15 protein-coding genes are annotated in these 17639 nt (G+C 60.8%); 7 read left to right on the plus strand and 8 right to left on the minus strand.

Features of this window, described 5'->3' with window-relative positions:
* The first annotated feature begins 56 nt into the window (after positions 1-56).
* Entirely contained in the window at positions 57-1322 is a 1266-nt protein-coding gene (gene tyrS, locus BN1121_RS13655; protein ID WP_005356403.1) for a tyrosine--tRNA ligase, read from the plus strand.
* Here tyrS and BN1121_RS13660 read toward each other — a convergent pair.
* The gene (locus BN1121_RS13660; RefSeq protein ID WP_005356401.1) at positions 1317-2222 is read right to left on the minus strand and encodes a LysR family transcriptional regulator; all 906 of its coding nucleotides are present in this window, start codon (positions 2220-2222) and stop codon (positions 1317-1319) included. The genes tyrS and BN1121_RS13660 overlap by 6 nt on opposite strands.
* Positions 2223-2338: 116 nt before the next feature.
* On the opposite strand from BN1121_RS13660, the gene BN1121_RS13665 reads away from it, so the two are divergent.
* Both BN1121_RS13665 and BN1121_RS13670 read left to right on the plus strand, forming a co-directional pair.
* Entirely contained in the window at positions 2339-3445 is a 1107-nt protein-coding gene (locus BN1121_RS13665) for an NADH:flavin oxidoreductase (RefSeq protein WP_005356399.1), read from the plus strand.
* A 10-nt stretch (positions 3446-3455) separates the two neighbouring features.
* A complete protein-coding gene (locus BN1121_RS13670; protein WP_005356397.1) occupies positions 3456-4067 on the plus strand; it encodes a LysE family translocator in 612 nt (203 codons plus the stop codon).
* Positions 4068-4103: 36 nt separating this feature from the next.
* On the opposite strand, the gene yrfG is transcribed toward BN1121_RS13670, so the two are convergent.
* Both yrfG and BN1121_RS13680 read right to left on the minus strand, forming a co-directional pair.
* Positions 4104-4769 carry a GMP/IMP nucleotidase gene (gene yrfG / locus BN1121_RS13675; RefSeq protein ID WP_005356396.1) on the minus strand — a complete coding sequence of 222 codons (666 nt, stop codon included), beginning with the start codon at positions 4767-4769 and terminating at the stop codon, positions 4104-4106.
* Between the two features lie 51 nt (positions 4770-4820).
* On the minus strand, positions 4821-5486 hold the full coding sequence (locus BN1121_RS13680) for a glutathione S-transferase family protein (RefSeq protein ID WP_005356394.1): 666 nt from the start codon (positions 5484-5486) through the stop codon (positions 4821-4823).
* A gap of 138 nt (positions 5487-5624) precedes the next feature.
* Between BN1121_RS13680 and nudE the strand changes: the two genes are divergently transcribed.
* Positions 5625-6182 carry an ADP compounds hydrolase NudE gene (nudE, locus tag BN1121_RS13685; protein ID WP_005356388.1) on the plus strand — a complete coding sequence of 186 codons (558 nt, stop codon included), beginning with the start codon at positions 5625-5627 and terminating at the stop codon, positions 6180-6182.
* On the plus strand, positions 6179-6988 hold the full coding sequence (gene cysQ, locus BN1121_RS13690; RefSeq protein WP_005356387.1) for a 3'(2'),5'-bisphosphate nucleotidase CysQ: 810 nt from the start codon (positions 6179-6181) through the stop codon (positions 6986-6988). The genes nudE and cysQ overlap by 4 nt, the downstream gene beginning before the upstream one ends.
* A 60-nt stretch (positions 6989-7048) precedes the next feature.
* Here the strand turns inward: cysQ and BN1121_RS13695 are convergent, their stop codons facing one another.
* Entirely contained in the window at positions 7049-8326 is a 1278-nt protein-coding gene (locus BN1121_RS13695; RefSeq protein WP_005356386.1) for a cation:proton antiporter, read from the minus strand.
* Between the two features lie 169 nt (positions 8327-8495).
* On the opposite strand from BN1121_RS13695, the gene metH reads away from it, so the two are divergent.
* Positions 8496-12203, plus strand: a complete 3708-nt coding sequence (metH, locus tag BN1121_RS13700; RefSeq protein WP_043597972.1) for a methionine synthase — start codon at positions 8496-8498, stop codon at positions 12201-12203.
* A 146-nt stretch (positions 12204-12349) separates the two neighbouring features.
* Positions 12350-13246: a 30S ribosomal protein S6--L-glutamate ligase gene (rimK, locus tag BN1121_RS13705; RefSeq protein ID WP_005356382.1), complete on the plus strand. Its 897-nt coding sequence runs from the start codon at positions 12350-12352 to the stop codon at positions 13244-13246.
* Between the two features lie 1078 nt (positions 13247-14324).
* Here the strand turns inward: rimK and BN1121_RS19795 are convergent.
* The 4 genes from BN1121_RS19795 to BN1121_RS13710 form a co-directional block, all read right to left on the minus strand.
* On the minus strand, positions 14325-14741 hold the full coding sequence (locus BN1121_RS19795; protein ID WP_156139400.1) for a hypothetical protein: 417 nt from the start codon (positions 14739-14741) through the stop codon (positions 14325-14327).
* 94 nt (positions 14742-14835) lie between these two features.
* Complete coding sequence (locus BN1121_RS19800; protein ID WP_156139401.1) at positions 14836-15597, minus strand: hypothetical protein; 762 nt, start codon at positions 15595-15597, stop codon at positions 14836-14838.
* 89 nt (positions 15598-15686) lie between these two features.
* A complete protein-coding gene (locus tag BN1121_RS19805) occupies positions 15687-16478 on the minus strand; it encodes a hypothetical protein (RefSeq protein WP_156139402.1) in 792 nt (263 codons plus the stop codon).
* 143 nt (positions 16479-16621) lie between these two features.
* Positions 16622-17209, minus strand: a complete 588-nt coding sequence (locus tag BN1121_RS13710) for a hypothetical protein (RefSeq protein ID WP_197065761.1) — start codon at positions 17207-17209, stop codon at positions 16622-16624.
* Between the last annotated feature and the right edge of the window lie 430 nt (positions 17210-17639).

Genomic DNA, 17639 nt, shown 5'->3' on the forward strand with positions numbered 1-17639 from the left:
CGGCGCGGGCCAAAGCGGCGAGGATGTGGGCTTTTCCCCTGCTGTTGGAGCCCTCCATGACAAATCCTCACCTGCTCGATGAGCTGACCCGACGCGGCTTGGTGGCCCAGAATTCCGACCCGGTGGCGCTGGCCGACCATCTTGCCACTCCGCGCACCGTCTACTGTGGCTTCGATCCCACCGCCGGCAGCCTGCACATCGGCCATCTGGTGCCGCTCTTGATGCTGCGCCGCTTCCAGCTGGCGGGCCACACCCCGGTGGCGCTGGTGGGGGGAGCCACCGGCCTTATCGGCGATCCCAGCTTCAAGGCAAGCGAGCGCAGCCTCAACAGCGCCGAGACGGTGCAGGAGTGGGTAGCCAGCCTGTCGGCCCAGATAAGCGCGCTGCTGCCGGCGAGCGACGGGCTTACCGCCCCGCAACTGGTCAACAACGCCGACTGGATGGGGCAGATGTCCGCCCTCGATTTTCTGCGGGACATCGGCAAGCACTTCTCGGTCAACGCCATGCTGGCCCGCGAATCGGTGCGCCAGCGCCTCGCCCGCCCGGATCAGGGGATCTCGTTTACCGAGTTCTCCTACGCCCTGCTGCAATCCCAAGACTTCGCCGTGCTCAGCCAGCACCTCGGCTGCACCCTGCAGATCGGTGGCAACGACCAGTGGGGCAACATCACCAGCGGCATGGATCTCACCCGGCGGCTGCATCAGGCCCAGGTCTATGGCATGACGCTGCCGCTCATCACCAAGGCGGACGGCACCAAGTTCGGCAAGACCGAGGGGGGCGCAATCTGGCTGGATCCGGCGCTCACCTCGCCCTACGCCTTCTACCAGTTCTGGCTCGGCACTGCGGACGAGGATGTCTACCGCTTCCTGCGCTACTACAGCTTTATGGCGCTGGCCGAGATTGAGGCGCTGGAGGCGGAGGATGCCACGCGGCAAGGGCGCAAGCTGGCCCAGCAGGTGCTGGCCGACGAGCTGACCGAGCTGGTGCACGGCAAGGGGGCACTGGCGGCGGCGCGGCGCATCAGCGAGCTGCTGTTCAGCGGTGATGTGGCCCACCTTGGCGAGAGCGATCTGGCCCAGCTGGCCCAGGATGGCCTGCCGAGCAGCCCCATCGAGGGGGAAACGGATCTGGTGACCCTGCTGGTGGAGTGTGGCCTTACCAACTCCAGGCGCATCGCCCGCGAGCTGCTGGCGGCGGGGGCGGTCAGCCTCAACGGTGCGATCCGCCAGGATGAGCCAGTGACCGACGGCGACTGGCTGTTCGGCCGCTATCTGCTGCTGCGCCGGGGCAAGAAGCAGTACCACCTGGTGATCCGCTCATGAGGCGGTGAGCGCCTCGATGACGTAGTCGAGGAAGTGGCCGACCAGGGCCGACTCGGCCCGGCGCTGGGTGTAGAGGGCATAGAAATGGGCCCCCTTGGGACGGAAGTCGGGCAGCACCTCGCGCACCACTCCCTCGGCCAGCTCGGCCGCCACCAGGTAGCGCGGCAGGCGGGCGATCCCCAGCCCCTGGCGCATCGCCTGGTGAATCGCCTTCTTGCTGCTGAAGGCCAGCTCGCCCGCCACTTCCAGCGGGATCTCGCGCCCCTGGGCAAGCAGGGTCCAGCGCTCGTGGCGGCTGTACTCCTGGCAGCGGGTGATGAGGGGGTGCTGCTGCAGATCCTGCGGCTCGCGCAAGGGCGGGTGGCGGTCCAGGTAGTCGGCGCTGGCGCAGAGCACCAGATCGTCCACCGCGATGGGGCGCGCCAGATAGGGCTGAGTGCCGAGCTCGGTGCTGCGAAACGCCACGTGCAGGTTGTCGCGCAGTAGGTCGGCCGGGGTATTGCTGAAATCGGCGATGATCCGCACCTCGGGGTGGTCGGCGCGAAAGCGCAGCAGCACCGGGGTCAGCACCACCTCACCCCACAGATCCGGCGCCGTGATGCGCAGCTCCCCGCACAGGGCCGAGCGGCGGCGCTGCAGGCCGTCCAGCAACTGCTCGTGCAGGGCGATCATCTGGTCGGCCTGGCGGTAGGCGAGCTCCCCCGCGTCGGTCAGCTGCACCCGGCGGGTGGTGCGGCTCAGGAGCGTGTTGCCGAGGCTCTGCTCCAGGTGGCGCAGATCCTTGGAGGCCTTGCTCGGGGTGATGCCGAGCTGGGCCGCCGCCGCGGCGAAGGATCCGCAGCGGACGATGGCGACCAGCAGGCGCATCAGGTAGAGGGTGTCGAGCTTGTGGTGACGCATGAGGGGTGACCTATTGTGTCTTGCTGGGAATGAATGCCTTGCCTGTGTGCCTGATTATATCCTGATTGTCCCGGTTTATAGTGGCGGCCATTCCATTGCGATCCCGGGAGAGGGCGATGAACAAGGCACTTGGCGACAGCTTCCACTTCGAACGAGCCGGATTGCGGCTCAAGAACCGGGCCGTGCTGGCCCCTTTGACTCACAACATGAGCGGCGCAGGCGGCGATCCCGCTCAGGCCGAGCTCGACTGGCTGGCGCGCTGCGCCCGCGGCGGCTTCGGTCTGCTCATCGCCGCCGCCACCCAGGTACAGCCCGGCGGACGCTGCTGGGCGGGGCAGCCGGCCCTGATGACCGACACCCAGCAGCAGGCCTTCACGGCCCTGGCCGACAGTGCGCGGCAGGCCGGGGCGCTGGCGGTGGTGCAGCTGCATCACGGTGGGATGCGGGCCTTGCCCGAGCTGAACGACGGGGCGCCGGTCGGCCCGTGCGAGCTGGCGCCGGGTGGGCGCTACCTGCTCGGGGTTAAGGGGCTGACGGAGGAGGGTATTCTTACGCTCATTGAAGCCTTCGTGCGCGCCGCCGAGCGGGCCCATGGTGCCGGCCTGCACGGGGTCGAGCTGCACGGGGCCCACAACTTCCTGCTCTGCAACTTCCTCAACCCCCTGCACAACCGGCGCACCGACCGCTGGGGTGGCAGCATCGCCAACCGGGCGCGGATCCTGGTGGAGATAGTGCGCGGCATTCGCGCCCGCCTGCCCCGGAGCTTTCTGGTCGGGGTGCGCCTCTCCCCCGAGAGCTATGCCCATATCCAGGGCATAGCGCTGCCCCATCAGCTGGCGGTGGCGCACCTGCTGGCGGACGAGGGGATCGACTACCTGCACTTCTCCATGGGGGACAGCTTCAAGGCGGTGGCGGGGGACCCTGACGGCGGCGCCCTGCTGGAGGCGGTGCGGGTCGGGTTGGCCGGGCGGGTGCCGCTCATGGTGGCGGGCAAGATCCACGACGCAGATTCGGCCGAGCTGGCTCTGGCCGGCGGCGCCGATCTGGTGGCGGTGGGCACGGCGGCGATCGGCAATCCGGACTGGATGGAACGGGTGAGTCGCGGCCAGCCCTTGCACCGCGCCCCCTTCACGGCGGCGCACCTCGCCGAGATCGGCTTCACCCCGAGCGCCCTCGACTACCTGGCCGGCATGGGGGTGCTGGCCCCCCGTGATGCGGCCTGAGGAGGTCATCATGAGCGAGTGGACCCTGCTGCTGATGTTTATCCCGACCTTCTTTCTCATCTCGGTCTCCCCCGGCCTTTGCATGATGCTGGCCATGAGCTTTGGTGCCAGCCTGGGGCTGCGCCGCACCCTGTGGGTCATCGGCGGCGAGCTGGCCGGGGTGGGGCTCATAGCCCTCACCGCCTTGCTCGGCTACACCCGGGTGCTGGCCGAGCAGCCGGCCCTGATGCAGGGCTTTAAATACCTCGGCGCCCTCTATCTGCTGTGGATGGGGGTGGCAAGCTGGCGCGGCGGCGGGCAGGCGGGGGCGACCCGCCAGGAGGACAGCGGCCGCCTTGGACTGGTGCTGCGCGGCTTTACCGTCGCCATCTCCAACCCCAAGTCCTGGCTCTTCATGATGACCCTGCTGCCGCCCTTCATCAGCCCAGCGCTCTCAACCGAGTTGCAGACCCTGCTGTTCGTCGCCCTGGTCATCCTGATCGAGTGCGTCAACCTGCTGCTCTACGCCTACGGCGGGCAGCGGGCAAACCAGCTGCTGCAAGGGCAGGGGCGCGGGGATCTGCTGGGGCGGGTCTCCTCCCTGCTGATGATGGGCGTCGCCGGCTACTGGCTGCTGACCTGATGTGACAAGGCCCTCGCGAGGAGGGCCTTGAGTGTGTCAGCCGAGGGGCAAGAGCTCGGCGTAGTCATCGAGCGCCGGGAAGCGGCTGAAACAGAGGGGCGGCTTCTGGCTGTCTGGGCGGACTATCCCCAGTTGATGGGCGATGCCGAACTCGGCCGAGGCATCTAGGATCCGCTCGCTGTCGTCGATGAAGAGGGTGCGCGCCGGATCGAAGGGGATGCACTTGGTGAGCGCCTGCCAGCAGCGCTGGCTCTCCTTGGACCAACCCAGGTGATGGGTGGTGACGATACCGTCCAGATGGGCATCGAGCTCGAGCCTGAGCAGCTTCACCTCCAGGCTGGCCGGGTGGGCGTTGGTGAACAGGATCCGCTGTTTGCCGGCGGCCTTGAGCGCATCGAGGAAGGGGATGACATTGGGGCGCCACTGGATCTTCTCCAGGATCTCCTGCTTGAGGGCCCGGATGTCGAGCTCCAGGGTATCGGTCCAGTAGTCCACGCAGTACCACTTGAGGGTGCCGGCCACGGCACCGTAGTGGTCGTCGATGCGGCGCTTGGCCTCATCCTGTGCCAGGGCGTGGCGGGCGGCGTAGCGCTCGGGCACCAGGGTCTGCCACAGGTGGTTGTCGAAATGCAGATCGATGAGGGTGCCGTCCATGTCGAGCAGGACGGTGTCGATATCGCGCCAGGGCAGGGTGATGGGCATGGTGCTCTCCTTGAACGGGGCGGGCAGTATAGCAGCTCGCCCCCTCCCGACTCACCCCCGCGGACCACCGAAACGATCGATCAGGGCATCGCTGGGGAAGCGCTCGGGCTCATCCAGGGCGCTTTGTTCCCACTCCCGCATGGCCGGGTGGTGCAGCATGGTCTCCATGTAGGGGCGCAGCTCCTCCGGGATGGCGACATGGTAGCTGTGCAGGCGCCACACCACGGGGGCAAACATGGCATCGGCGATGGAGAAGGGTCCGAACAGGTAGGGGCCTGATTCGGCCATGGCGCGGGCCTCACGCCAGATGGTGAAGATGCGCTCGAGATCCCGTGCGAGCGCCGCGTCCGGCTCGGCCCCCCGGGCGCGCAGGCGGATGTTCATGGGCAGCTGGCTGCGCAGGGCGGTGAAGCCCGAGTGCATCTCGGCGCTGATGCTGCGGGCGCGGGCGCGCAGGTCGGCGCGTGCCGGCCACATCTCGGGATAGCGCTCGGCCAGGTATTCGGCGATGGCCAGGCTGTCCCACACCTTCAGCTCGCCGTCGTGCAGGCAGGGCACCAGGCCACTGTCCGAATAGCGCTGGTGGCGCTCGTTCACCCCCTGGCCGGTCAGGGCGACCTTGGTGGCGCAGAAGGGAACGGCGAAGTGCTTGAGCAGCAGCCAGGGGCGCAGTGACCAGGACGAGTAGTTTTGATTACCGATATAGAGCGTAAACATGGGGCATATCCTCCGTGACAAGGGGTCGATTGTGCCACTCGGCCTCGACATGAGATAGCCCGGCCGCCCCGTTTTGTGGATAGCCGCGAGGCGGGGAGTCGTTTACTCTTGAGGCATGAGCCCAGCCCAGTGATCACCATGGACCACGCAAAAGAGAAACCCGAGATCCTCAAGGCCGAGCTGGTGGCCGAAAGCCGCCTGTTCAAGGTCGAATCTTTGCACCTCAAGTTCTCCAACGGGGAGGAGCGCGTCTACGAGCGGATGCGCGGCGGCAGCCGTGGCGCCGTCATGGTGGTGCCCATGCTGGACGACCAGACCCTGCTGCTGGTGCGCGAGTACGCCGCCGGTACCCACAGCTATGAGCTCGGCTTTCCCAAGGGGCTGATCGATCCGGGTGAAGACATCTTCGAGGCGGGCAACCGCGAGCTGATGGAAGAGGCGGGCTTCGGTGCCCGCGAACTCATCCCCCTCAAGCAGGTGTCGCTCGCCCCCGGTTACTTCTCGAGCCGGATGGATATACTGCTGGCCCGAGAGCTCTACCCGGAGCAGCGGGAGGGCGACGAGCCCGAGCCCCTCGAGGTGATCCCCTGGCCGCTGCATGACATAGACACCCTGCTGGCGCGTTCCGACTTCACCGAGTCGCGCAGCATCAGCGCCCTGCTGCTGGCGCAGAAATGGTTGAAGGAGGAGTCATGATCGATCTGCTGGCGGTCGCCCCCGAGGCGCGCCGCATCGCCCGAGAGGCCGGGCGGATCTTGAGCGAAATCTACCGCGGCGGTCAGTTCGAGCGTCACCTCAAGGAGGACGACACCCCGGTCACCAGCGCCGATCTGGCGGCGGATGCCTACCTCAAGCAGGCTCTATCGGCCCTCACCCCCGGGGTGCCTGTGCTGACCGAAGAGGCGGCCGACATCCCGCTGGCCGAGCGCGCCGAGTGGCCCGAGTACTGGCTGGTCGATCCCCTCGACGGCACCGGCGAGTTCATCGCCGGCAGCGGCGACTATGCCACCCTGATCGCCCTGGTGCGCCACAACCAGCCTGTGCTCGGCATCGTCTATGCGCCCGAGGCGGACATTCTCTATTGGGCGGTGCAGGGGCAGGGGGCCTTCAAGGAGGAGCAGGGGCTAAGCCACCCCATCCATGCCCACCATCATCTGGTGCCGCCCACCAGTCTGACGGTGGCGGTGAGCCGGCGTCAGGCCCCCGAGCTGCTGACCCGTCGTCTCAGCCCCGCCTTTGGCTACGAGCGGCTGCCGCTGGGGTCGAGCGCCCTCAAGTCCTGCCTGGTGGCCGAAGGGGCGGCCGACTGCTATGTGCGTCTCGGCCCGACCGGGGAGTGGGACACCGCCGCCGCCCAGTGCATCGTGGCCGAGGCGGGCGGTCGCATCCTCAGTCTCGCCCTGCTCCCCTTAAGCTATAACCGGCGCGACTCCCTCGAAAATCCCGACTTCATCACCCTGGGGGATGAGGGGTTGCCCTGGAGCGAGATATTGCGCCCCTGAGGGGCGGCGCAAAACGAAGAGGCGGCCACAGGGCCGCCTCTTGTCATTCTGGCGTGGGGATCAATAGTCCCCGGCCGCTCGCTTGGCGCGCTCAATCATGGGGGTGATGGTCATCCCCTGCACCACGATGGAGAACATCACCACGGCGTAGGTCATGATGAGGATCACCTCGCGCAGATCGACGCCATACTCGGGCAGCATCATCTGGCCGGAGGGGAGCGCCAGTGCCATGGCCATGGCCAGACCGCCGCGCAGGCCGCCCCAGGTGAGGATCCGCACCGAGAACTTGTTGTAGCTGCGGAACTTGCGAAACGCCACATAGGGCAGCGAGACGCTGATGAAGCGGGCCACCAGGCACAGAGGCACAGAGATGACCAGCAGGATCCAGTCACGCCAGGCCAGATCCAGCAGCACCAGCGCCAGGCCGATCAGCAGGAACAGCAGGGCGTTGAGGAACTGATCCATCAGCTCCCAGAAGTGATCCAGGTGGTGCTGGCTCTGCTCGGAGAAACCGGAGTGACGGGTCCAGTTGCCGATCATGATGCCGGTGACCACCATGGCCAGGGCGCCGGAGACGCCGAGCATGTTGGCCAGGGCGAAGCCGGCGGTCGGGATGCACAGGGTCAGCAGCAGCTCGAGCGAGCCGTCGTCGGTGGCGCTGATCATGATGTGGGCCACCAGGCCCAGCACCACCCCAAACAGGATGCCGCCGAGGGCCTCGTGCAGGAACAGGCTGGCCACGCCGCCGAAGGTGGGCTCGACGCCGCCAAATGCCACGGCAAACACGGTGGCGAAGATAACCAGGCCCACACCGTCGTTAAACAGGGACTCCCCCTCGATCTGGATGGCGATCTGGGGCGGCGCCTTGAGCTTCTTGACGATGGCCAGCACGGCGATCGGGTCGGTGGGGGAGATCAGGGCACCGAACAGCATGCAGTAGACCAGCGGGATCTCCCAGCCCAGCAGGCCGCCGATAAACCAGAAGCCGTAACCGATGATGAAGGTGGAGAGCAGGGTAGAGAAGACGGCCATGATGGCGATCTCCCACTTCTGGTCGCGCAGGGCAGGCAGCTTGATGCCGATGCCACCGGCGAACAGCAGGAAGCCCAGGATCCCCTTGAGCAGGAAGTTCTGGAAGTCGATGCTTTCCATCGTCTCGACGGCCAGGGGGCCCATGTTGAACCAGTCCAGTTTACCGAACAGGACCATCAGGGCGGAGATCAGCATGGAGCCGGCGGTGATAGCGATGGTGGTCTGGATCCTGATGACGTACTGGTTGGCGAATGCAATAAAGATCGCCAATGCCGCCAGGAAGCAGAGGGTGTAATAGACACTCATGTTGTTATTTTCTCATTAGTAGAACAGCAAGCACGCTCAGCCCGACAGGGTCGGGCCGCCATAGGGTACTCTCTGGCGGGGTCGGTCTCACTACCCTCTATTGGGTAGAGTTATCGTGATTTGGATAGATAGACGGCTGGATTGCTAATGCGGGTTTTTTGCTGATAGGATGGGGCAGGGTCGTCACAGCATACAAGGAGTCGTCGTGTCGCAAGCCAAGCAGAAACTGGAAGCCCATCTCAGAGAGCGGATCCTCATCATAGATGGTGGCATGGGCACCATGATCCAGGGCTACCGGCTCAAGGAGGCCGACTACCGCGGCGCGCGTTTCGCCGACTGGCCCTCGGATCTCAAGGGCAACAACGATCTGCTGGTGCTGACCAAGCCGGCAGTGATCCGCGAGATCCACGACGCCTACTGCGCGGCCGGCGCCGACATCCTCGAGACCAACACCTTCAACGCCACCAGTATCGCCATGGCGGACTACCGCATGGAGTCGCTCTCGGCCGAGATCAACCGGGAGGCGGCCCGCCTGGCGCGCGCCGTGGCCGACGAGTGGACGGCCAGAGAGCCCCACAAGCCGCGCTTCGTGGCCGGCGTCCTGGGGCCCACCAACCGCACCGCCTCCATCTCACCGGACGTCAACGATCCGGGCAAGCGCAACGTCACCTTCGACCAGCTGGTGGCCGCCTATGACGAGTCGACCCGCGCCCTCATCGAAGGGGGAGCCGATCTCATCCTGATCGAGACCATCTTCGACACCCTCAACGCCAAGGCGGCGGCCTTCGCCGTCGACCGGGTGTTCGAGGCCCTCGGGGTCAGGTTGCCGGTGATGATCTCGGGCACCATCACGGACGCCTCCGGCCGCACCCTGTCGGGCCAGACCACAGAGGCCTTCTACAACGCCTTGCGCCACGTGCGGCCGATCTCGTTTGGCCTCAACTGCGCCCTGGGGCCGGACGAGCTGCGCCAGTACGTGGAGGAGCTCTCGCGCATCTGCGAGTGCCACGTCAGCGCCCACCCCAACGCCGGCCTGCCCAACGCCTTCGGCGAGTACGATCTCGGCGCGGCCGAGATGGCGACCCACATCCGCGAGTGGGCGTCGAGCGGCTTTCTCAACCTGGTGGGGGGCTGCTGTGGCACCACCCCCGAGCACATCCGTGCCATGGCAGACGCGGTGGCCGGCATGGCCCCACGCCCCCTGCCTGTGCTCCCGGTTGCCTGTCGCCTGTCGGGGCTCGAGCCGCTCACCATCGACGCCGACTCCATGTTCGTCAACGTGGGCGAGCGCACCAACGTCACCGGCTCGGCCCGCTTCAAGCGCCTGATCAAGGAGGAGCTCTACGACGAGGCGCTGGAGGTGGCCAAGCAGCAGGTCGAGAGCGGCGCCCAGATCATCGACATCAACATGGACGAGGGGATGCTCGACGCCGAGAAGGCCATGGTGCGTTTCTTGAACCTCATCTCCGCCGAGCCGGACATAGCCCGGGTGCCTGTGATGATCGACTCCTCCAAGTGGGAGGTGCTGGAAGCCGGCCTCAAGTGCGTGCAGGGCAAGGGGATCGTCAACTCCATCTCCATGAAGGAGGGGGAGGCCAAGTTTATCGAGCAGGCCAGGCTGATCCGCCGCTACGGCGCCGCCGTCATCGTCATGGCCTTCGACGAGACCGGCCAGGCCGACACCCGGGCGCGCAAGACCGAGATCTGCCAGCGCGCCTACCGCATCCTGGTGGAGCAGGTGGGCTTCCCGCCCGAAGACATCATCTTCGACCCCAACATCTTCGCGGTGGCCACCGGCATCGACGAACACAACAACTACGCGGTGGACTTCATCGAGGCGGTCAAGGACATCAAGGAGACCCTGCCCCACGCCATGATCTCCGGCGGCGTCTCCAACGTCTCCTTCTCGTTCCGGGGTAACGAGCCGGTGCGCGAGGCCATTCACGCCGTCTTCCTCTACCACGCCATCAAGAACGGCATGGACATGGGGATAGTCAACGCCGGCCAGCTCGCCATCTATGAGGAGATCCCCAAGGATCTCAAAGAGAAGGTCGAGGCTGTGGTGCTCAACACCCACCCGGGGGCCACAGAGGCGCTGCTGGCCATCGCCGAGCAGTACCGGGGCGGCGGCGCCGAGGCGGCCGATCCGCGCGAGCAGGAGTGGCGCAGCTGGCCGGTGGGCAAGCGGCTCGAGCACGCCCTGGTCAAGGGCATCACCGACTTTATCGAGGAAGACACCGAAGAGGCGCGCGCCGGGGCCGAGCGCCCCCTGCACGTCATCGAGGGGCCGCTGATGGACGGCATGAACGTGGTCGGCGACCTGTTTGGCGCCGGCAAGATGTTCCTGCCCCAGGTGGTGAAGTCGGCCCGGGTGATGAAGCGGGCGGTCGCCTACCTGCAACCCTATATCGAGGCGGAGAAATCCGGCGGCACCAGCAACGGCAAGATCGTGCTGGCCACCGTGAAGGGGGACGTGCACGACATCGGCAAGAACATCGTCGGGGTGGTACTGGCCTGCAACAACTTCGAGATCGTCGATCTCGGGGTCATGGTGCCTGCCGAGACCATATTGAAGACCGCCCGCGAGGTGAACGCCGACATCATAGGCCTGTCGGGTCTCATCACCCCGTCCCTGGACGAGATGGTGCACGTGGCCAAAGAGATGGAGCGCCAGGGCTTCACACTGCCGCTGCTCATCGGCGGGGCCACCACCTCCAAGGCCCACACGGCGGTGAAGATAGAGCAGAACTACAGCGAACCCGTGGTCTATGTCTCCAACGCCTCGCGCGCCGTGGGGGTGGCCCAGAGCCTGCTCAGCCCGGAGCTCAAGCCGGCGTTTGTCGAGCGGCTCGCCAAGGAGTACGAGGTGGTGCGCGACCAGCACGCCCGCAAGCAGCCGCGCACGCCGCCGGTGTCGCTGGCAGCGGCCCGCGCCAACCGGCACCAGCTCGACTGGGCCGACTATCAGCCGCCGCGCCCGCATGCCCTCGGGGTCCAGGTTATCGAGTCCATGCCCATCGCCACCCTGCGCCGCTACATCGACTGGACGCCGTTCTTCCTGAGCTGGGAGCTGGCGGGCAAGTTCCCGCGCATCCTCGACGACGAGGTGGTGGGGGAGGAGGCGACGCGCCTCTTTGCCGACGCCAACGCCATGCTGGATCGTCTCGAGGCCGAGGGGTCGGTGCGCTGCGCCGGCGTGTTTGGCCTGTTCCCGGCCAACGCCGTGGGGGACAGCATAGAGGTCTATGCCGACGAGTCCCGTGAGCAGGTCATCGAAACCCTGCACCACCTGCGCCAGCAGACCGAGAAGAAGGGCTTCCCCAACTACTGCCTGGCCGACTATGTGGCGCCCAGGGAGAGCGGTGTGGCCGACTGGGTGGGCGCCTTCGCGGTGACCGGCGGCATCGGCGAGGAGGCGATCGCCAAGGCGTTCAAGGCCGAGCACGACGACTTCAACGCCATCCTGATCCAGGCGGTGTGCGATCGCCTGGCCGAGGCCTTCGCCGAATACCTGCACGAGCAGGTGCGAAAGGTGCATTGGGGCTATGCGCCCGATGAGGCGCTCAGCAATGAGGAGCTGATCCGCGAGAACTACCGTGGCACCCGCCCGGCGCCCGGTTACCCGGCCTGCCCCGAACACACCGAGAAGGGGGCTATCTGGCGGCTGCTGGGGGTGGAAGATCGCATCGGCATGGTGCTCACCGAGTCGTATGCCATGTGGCCGGGGGCGGCGGTGTCGGGCTGGTACTTCTCCCACCCCGAGAGCCGCTACTTCGCGGTGGCCCAGATCCAGCGCGACCAGCTCGAGGATTACGCGGCCCGTAAGGGGATGAGCCTGGAGGAGGCCGAGCGCTGGCTGGCGCCGAACCTGGGTTAACCTGCGAGTGTGACCGGAGTATGACGGCGCCCCGAGGGGCGCCCCATTTTGTGCGCTCGTGCTTGTTGTCAGGATAAACAATTGGCGTTGCCTTGAGGCCGTGGCACCTTATACTCACCGCCCCGATCCCTAAGCCGTAACCCCTCATGAAGATTGCCATTCTCTCCCGCGAACCCAACAACTACTCCACCTGCCGCCTGGTGGAGACCGCGGAGAGCCGCGGCCACAGGGTCGAGGTGCTCGATACCCTGCGCTGCTATATGAACATCGCCTCCCACAGCCCCTCCATCCATTACGAGGGGCTCGAGCTGGGTGGCTATGACGCCATCATCCCGCGCATCGGCGCCAGCATCACCTTTTACGGCACCGCCGTGCTGCGCCAGTTCGAGATGATGGGCACCATGGCCCTCAACAGCTCGCTCGGCATCTCCCGCTCCCGCGACAAGCTGCGCGCCATGCAGCTGCTCTCGCGCCACGGCATCGGCCTGCCCGTCACCGGTTATGCCCACAGCACCCGCGACGTGCCGGACCTCATCAAGATGGTGGGGGGCGCCCCCCTGGTGGTGAAGCTGCTCGAGGGCACCCAGGGGATCGGCGTGGTGCTGTGCGAGACCAACAAGGCCGCCGAGAGCGTGATCGAGGCCTTTATCCAGACCGATAACAACATACTGGTGCAGGAGTACATTCACGAGGCCCAGGGGGCGGATATCCGCTGTCTGGTAGTGGGGGGCAAGGTGGTCGCCGCCATGCGTCGCCAGGCCCAGGAGGGGGAGTTTCGCTCCAACCTGCACCGGGGCGGCAGCGCCTCGGCCATCACCATCACCCCCGAAGAGCGGGCCACCGCGGTGCAGGCCGCCAAGATCATGGGGCTCGACGTCGCCGGGGTGGATATCCTGCGCTCCGCACGCGGCCCCCTGGTGCTGGAGGTGAACTCCTCCCCCGGCCTGCAAGGGGTCGAGAGTGCCTCGGGCAAGGACGTGGCCAGCAAGATCATCGAGTTTCTCGAGAAGAAGGCGTCGAAGAAGCATAAGCCAGCCGAGTAAGGCGGCGCTTAGCCGAGTTGGAGGGGGAGTTCAGCCAAACTCCGTCGCCTGTGGCAAGCGGTTGGTAGCCCTGCCCTTTTGCGCCAAGCGCCCCCACCTGGGGGCGTTTTGCTATCTGCTGCCTCGGTGCCGAGGGGCAATTGGCATGGGGATGCCAGGCCGCTTGGCCTGGGACTTTTTGATGCGGCTGCGCCGCATGGGACGCGAGGCCGTTGGCCTCGATGGGTTTCGCCTGCCCTTCGGGCCGGGGCGAGTGACTTTTCTTTGCGTGGCCAAAGGACCCTGGGTTCGATTAGCCGTCAGGTGTAATCGGACGTTTGCTCTTGGTCTGGGGCGTTTGATGCGGCTGCGCCGTATGGGATGCGAGGCCGTTAGCCTCGACGGGTTTCGCCTGCCCTTCGGGCCGGGGCGAGTGACTTTTCTTTGCGTGGCCAAAGGACCCTGGGTTCGATTAGCCGTCAGGTGTAATCGGACGTTTGCTCTTGGTCTGGGGCGTTTGATGCGGCTGCGCCGCATGGGACGCGAGGCCGTCGGCCTCGACGGGTTTCGCCTGCCCTTCGGGCCGGGGCGAGTGACTTTTCTTTGCGTGGCCAAAGAAAAGTCACCAAAAGAAAGGCCACCCCCGCTTATTCGCCCGACGGTGTCGGGTTCCTTCGCCTCACCCGCTTGTCCGACGGCACGCGCCGACGGGCCTTCCATGACCCGCCGCCACTCGCTCGACATCCCTGTCTCGCGGCCTGGACAAGCTGGCTCGTCTCAGCGAATAAGAGGGGGGCGCCAATACCGTGCCCGACGGTGACTGAGTGGGCTGGGCCGCTACGCGGAACTCAAAATGGTGGGTGTCCCATTTCCGCTCCCACCTGCGAATGAGGGGGCTGGCCGCCGATCTATTGGCCGCTACGCGGCACTCCGAATGGTAGGTGTCCCATTTTCATCAAGGGGCAGACTCCTACAACATGTTCAAAAAGGGTCTGAAATTGATACCGAAGGAAGTGCGCTCTAAAGTAGCGTAAACAAGACACCGGTTTGAGGCCGGTGTCAGGTGATAACTAGATCTGTACAGGTGGGTGTCCCAGAATCACTCACCAACTCTTTGCACCATAACTTTTCTACCAGCGAAATATAGACGGGCATATATAACTTTATCTTTATGGCAAAAATGATCGCCTCTCGCAAAACAAAATGTCTTTTCTGAATGGGGATCAATTTTCTGATTAATTAGTTCATCTTCTGGTGACCATAGCTCTTTATCTTCTTTAATTAATGGCCACCAGCCTTTTTTGTGATAAAAAAGATCCATGTAGTTTAATAAAACTGGTTTTCCAGACAGATTCTGCACACTGATTTCATTTCCTGACACGGGGTCGCTTCTAAAAACGTAATTTAGCTCAATTTTAAATCTGCCACTCCAATACTCCTTAACTCTAAGAAATGCTAGCGTAGTCGAGAGTAGTGCTCCCCATACTGAGAGTACTGTTGGTAAATCAAATGACATATTTCAAACCTCTCACCATTTATTGCGGACTTACGTAAACGTATAACTTTTACTTAAATGGCAGCACGCAGTGCTGTCCAGTTTCAAGTTTTTGTTAGGTCTGAGTTTGTGATAATAAAAATTCTTTTTGCGTAGGAGATAATTTGTTTTTTATTACATTTATTTTATTTTTGATTTCAATTTGTAAGAATCTCTTGACTATATTGATAGTCCTGTAAAAATCAATATAGTCGAAATTAGTCCAAATTTCATGTTGCACATGAGTGTTAACTGAAAAATCAATATCTTTTCCATCTTGGGATAAGATATATTTGAGCGTATGCCTGTTGTAATTGTATTGAGAGTGAGCATAGTGTTTATTTCTTAGGTCTATTACTTTCTCATGAAATAGATAGCAATCTGGATGTGCTTTGAAAATTTTACCAGAGTCCAAGCTTGTTCTTCTCTGTGATTCACTAAATGCTTTTGCATAAGAAATAATTGCACCAGAGAACAACATTTCCAGGCTATTAACTAAATTGTGATTAATAAGCGTAAGTGTACTGTATGTGCCTAATTCATCTCGAATTTCCCACAGGGTGTCCCTGATACTTTGCGCGTAATTTTTGTTTTCTTCATACTCATGCGCTATCTCTTTTAGATCCTCAGTAAGAGTCTCTAGTTCTTTCATTTGCGCATCAGTAAATATAGGTTCTTTTTTTACAGTGTTAAAGTTGCAAGCATTTAATGCGGTGATTGCATTAATTATGTTTTCCATGTCAAATCTAATTTCAATATAACTTTCAAGTGTTTTAATTAATGATTTCAGAGACTTGTTATCTTCGTAAAAAGCATCATCATTTGGCATGTTAGTCATTTAATTACCTCAATATCAGTAGGACCTGACGCCGCACTCACCGGAAAATTAAGAGCGAAGCGAGTAATTTATCCGTGTGCAGCGCGTTGTCATGGCCTGAACGATGGGCCATTGTCATTATTGCATTCTTGCTTAGGCTTTAATTCGGGTGAATCTATATCTCCATATTTTTCACGATTCACCATCACAGGTGCATTATCAACAACCAGCTCAAGCGTAGGAGAAACAACGACATCTGCTGTTACCACGTACTTATACTTTATCTCTGAATCTGTAAACCCAGCAGCAGAGGCTACAATTGAATCTCGATAATCAAGACCATGCCCCATCAATAAGCGATATCCTAACAATTCAGAAATATTCTCAGAGTGTTTATATATGCCTCTATGTTTTTCGTTCAACGCTAGTAAGTGCGTTGTTAACATGCTTCGACACAATGGTGTGTTTTTCTCTCCGATCGGTAAATAATCGTACAGAATTGTGTAGTGAGCTGGAGATGATTCTGAATATTGTTTTAATCGATCCCACTTTATTGATGAAAATGAGCCGGATGAGATGCTACTTCCATACGTAATTCGCTTTGCCTCAAGAAATGCAACACCTTCAACATTTTTACCTGCCTCTAAATGAATCTTAACGATTAGAGCAATATCACCATGAGTTTGTTCAGAAGCACCTTTTAGCTTGTATGCATTCCAAGAAATAGAACGGTAAATATTACCTACTTTTATCGGGTTTTTATGTAGTTTTTTCAGAGCCCTTAAAATGTCTGAAGTTATTGTATTCTCATTCCACCGGCCATCTTCATATTCATCAAAGCAAGCTTCAATCTGAGAGTTTACAGCATTACCAAGGGCAGATGTCCATTCATGCCAATTCAATTACTTTCTCCTTAACGCCTATAGCGCCCTGTTAAGGTGTGAGCAACGCAATACCAAAGCTCCCGCATACCACCTTAAACACTAAACGCAACGCATAGTAAAAATGCCATGCGTTGCGAATCACTCTTAAACAGTTTGTTATGCTATTTTTTATCCGTAATAGCTTCAACACCTCGAATAGAGAAACGTTTACTGTAATGAGGTGATTTGTATAGAGCTTTAGTTTTTTTCTCAGCAGTCGTAATTAGCAGTTCCATGGCTTCGTCTAAACCCTCTTCTTTGTATGCTGTAGAAGGATCGTTGCTAAATGCCATATCTGGATTTGCCGTTATACAAGGCACTTTAGGGTGACCGATTTGCTCCAAGTAGGCATAAAAAGCACCCTTTGAAATAACAAGACCAAACTCGCGCCACGCATATTTCTTGCCCCAGTAATAACCATCGGTGGCTTCATGCGTAACTCTTTCGTCGTTTTTCTGTTTGTTAACTGTATGCCTAGCTTTAGAAAATTCTTTTGCATACATGTAGGATAGCATTGGATTTACACTGTCTGATTTTGAAATACACGATAAGTCGACGATCTTACGCCCATCTTTATCCTCGCGGAATCCGATGTTGTACCTTTCGCCTTCTTCCATTTCTGCGACTCCATTTGCCTCGAACTGATACAAAGTATTCGTCGTTTTCGGCTTAAACGAGTGCAAGAACCGACCTTCACCGATATGTTCCATCTTGTACTCAGTCACAATAACGTCATATATTGTTTTTAAATCTCTTGATTTCATAAATATCCAACCATTTTTACTGACATGTTTAAAATTGCATAACAGTGATTAGATGGAAGGCGGTACTAATCCGTTAGCAGAGAATTCCATATAACTCCGTAACATCTTTGTCGCCGCTAAGTGAAAATCATCATTAAAACATCATTAAAACATCATTAAAACATCATGTTACCAGCTTGCTTCTAGTGCTGAGCGTATCGCTTGACGTCCTCTTTTTGCGCCACCATTACGACTGTATAAAAAACAGTGCATGGGTTGCTCATAGAAAGCGCCGCCAAGGCACGCCTGCGTAAACAGGTCAGAAATAAAAATGAGGCCGTCACCATGTTGAGTGGGTCGTCGTGGACTACTCTCGGTTACCCATTTCAGCCGGCAA

It is taken from the genome of Aeromonas diversa CDC 2478-85 (assembly GCF_000819805.1).
Taxonomy (GTDB): domain Bacteria; phylum Pseudomonadota; class Gammaproteobacteria; order Enterobacterales; family Aeromonadaceae; genus Aeromonas; species Aeromonas diversa.

Excerpts from the sequence above, each read along its gene's own strand:
- tyrS (WP_005356403.1), top strand. The coding sequence starts at position 57 with ATGACAAATCCTCACCTGCTCGATGAGCTGACCCGACGCGGCTTGGTG.
- BN1121_RS13660 (WP_005356401.1), bottom strand. The coding sequence starts at position 2,222 with ATGCGTCACCACAAGCTCGACACCCTCTACCTGATGCGCCTGCTGGTC.
- BN1121_RS13665 (WP_005356399.1), top strand. The coding sequence starts at position 2,339 with ATGAACAAGGCACTTGGCGACAGCTTCCACTTCGAACGAGCCGGATTG.
- BN1121_RS13670 (WP_005356397.1), top strand. The coding sequence starts at position 3,456 with ATGAGCGAGTGGACCCTGCTGCTGATGTTTATCCCGACCTTCTTTCTC.
- yrfG (WP_005356396.1), bottom strand. The coding sequence starts at position 4,769 with ATGCCCATCACCCTGCCCTGGCGCGATATCGACACCGTCCTGCTCGAC.
- BN1121_RS13680 (WP_005356394.1), bottom strand. The coding sequence starts at position 5,486 with ATGTTTACGCTCTATATCGGTAATCAAAACTACTCGTCCTGGTCACTG.
- nudE (WP_005356388.1), top strand. The coding sequence starts at position 5,625 with ATGGACCACGCAAAAGAGAAACCCGAGATCCTCAAGGCCGAGCTGGTG.
- cysQ (WP_005356387.1), top strand. The coding sequence starts at position 6,179 with ATGATCGATCTGCTGGCGGTCGCCCCCGAGGCGCGCCGCATCGCCCGA.
- BN1121_RS13695 (WP_005356386.1), bottom strand. The coding sequence starts at position 8,326 with ATGAGTGTCTATTACACCCTCTGCTTCCTGGCGGCATTGGCGATCTTT.
- metH (WP_043597972.1), top strand. The coding sequence starts at position 8,496 with ATGGGGCAGGGTCGTCACAGCATACAAGGAGTCGTCGTGTCGCAAGCC.
- rimK (WP_005356382.1), top strand. The coding sequence starts at position 12,350 with ATGAAGATTGCCATTCTCTCCCGCGAACCCAACAACTACTCCACCTGC.
- BN1121_RS19795 (WP_156139400.1), bottom strand. The coding sequence starts at position 14,741 with ATGTCATTTGATTTACCAACAGTACTCTCAGTATGGGGAGCACTACTC.
- BN1121_RS19800 (WP_156139401.1), bottom strand. The coding sequence starts at position 15,597 with ATGACTAACATGCCAAATGATGATGCTTTTTACGAAGATAACAAGTCT.
- BN1121_RS13710 (WP_197065761.1), bottom strand. The coding sequence starts at position 17,209 with ATGGAACATATCGGTGAAGGTCGGTTCTTGCACTCGTTTAAGCCGAAA.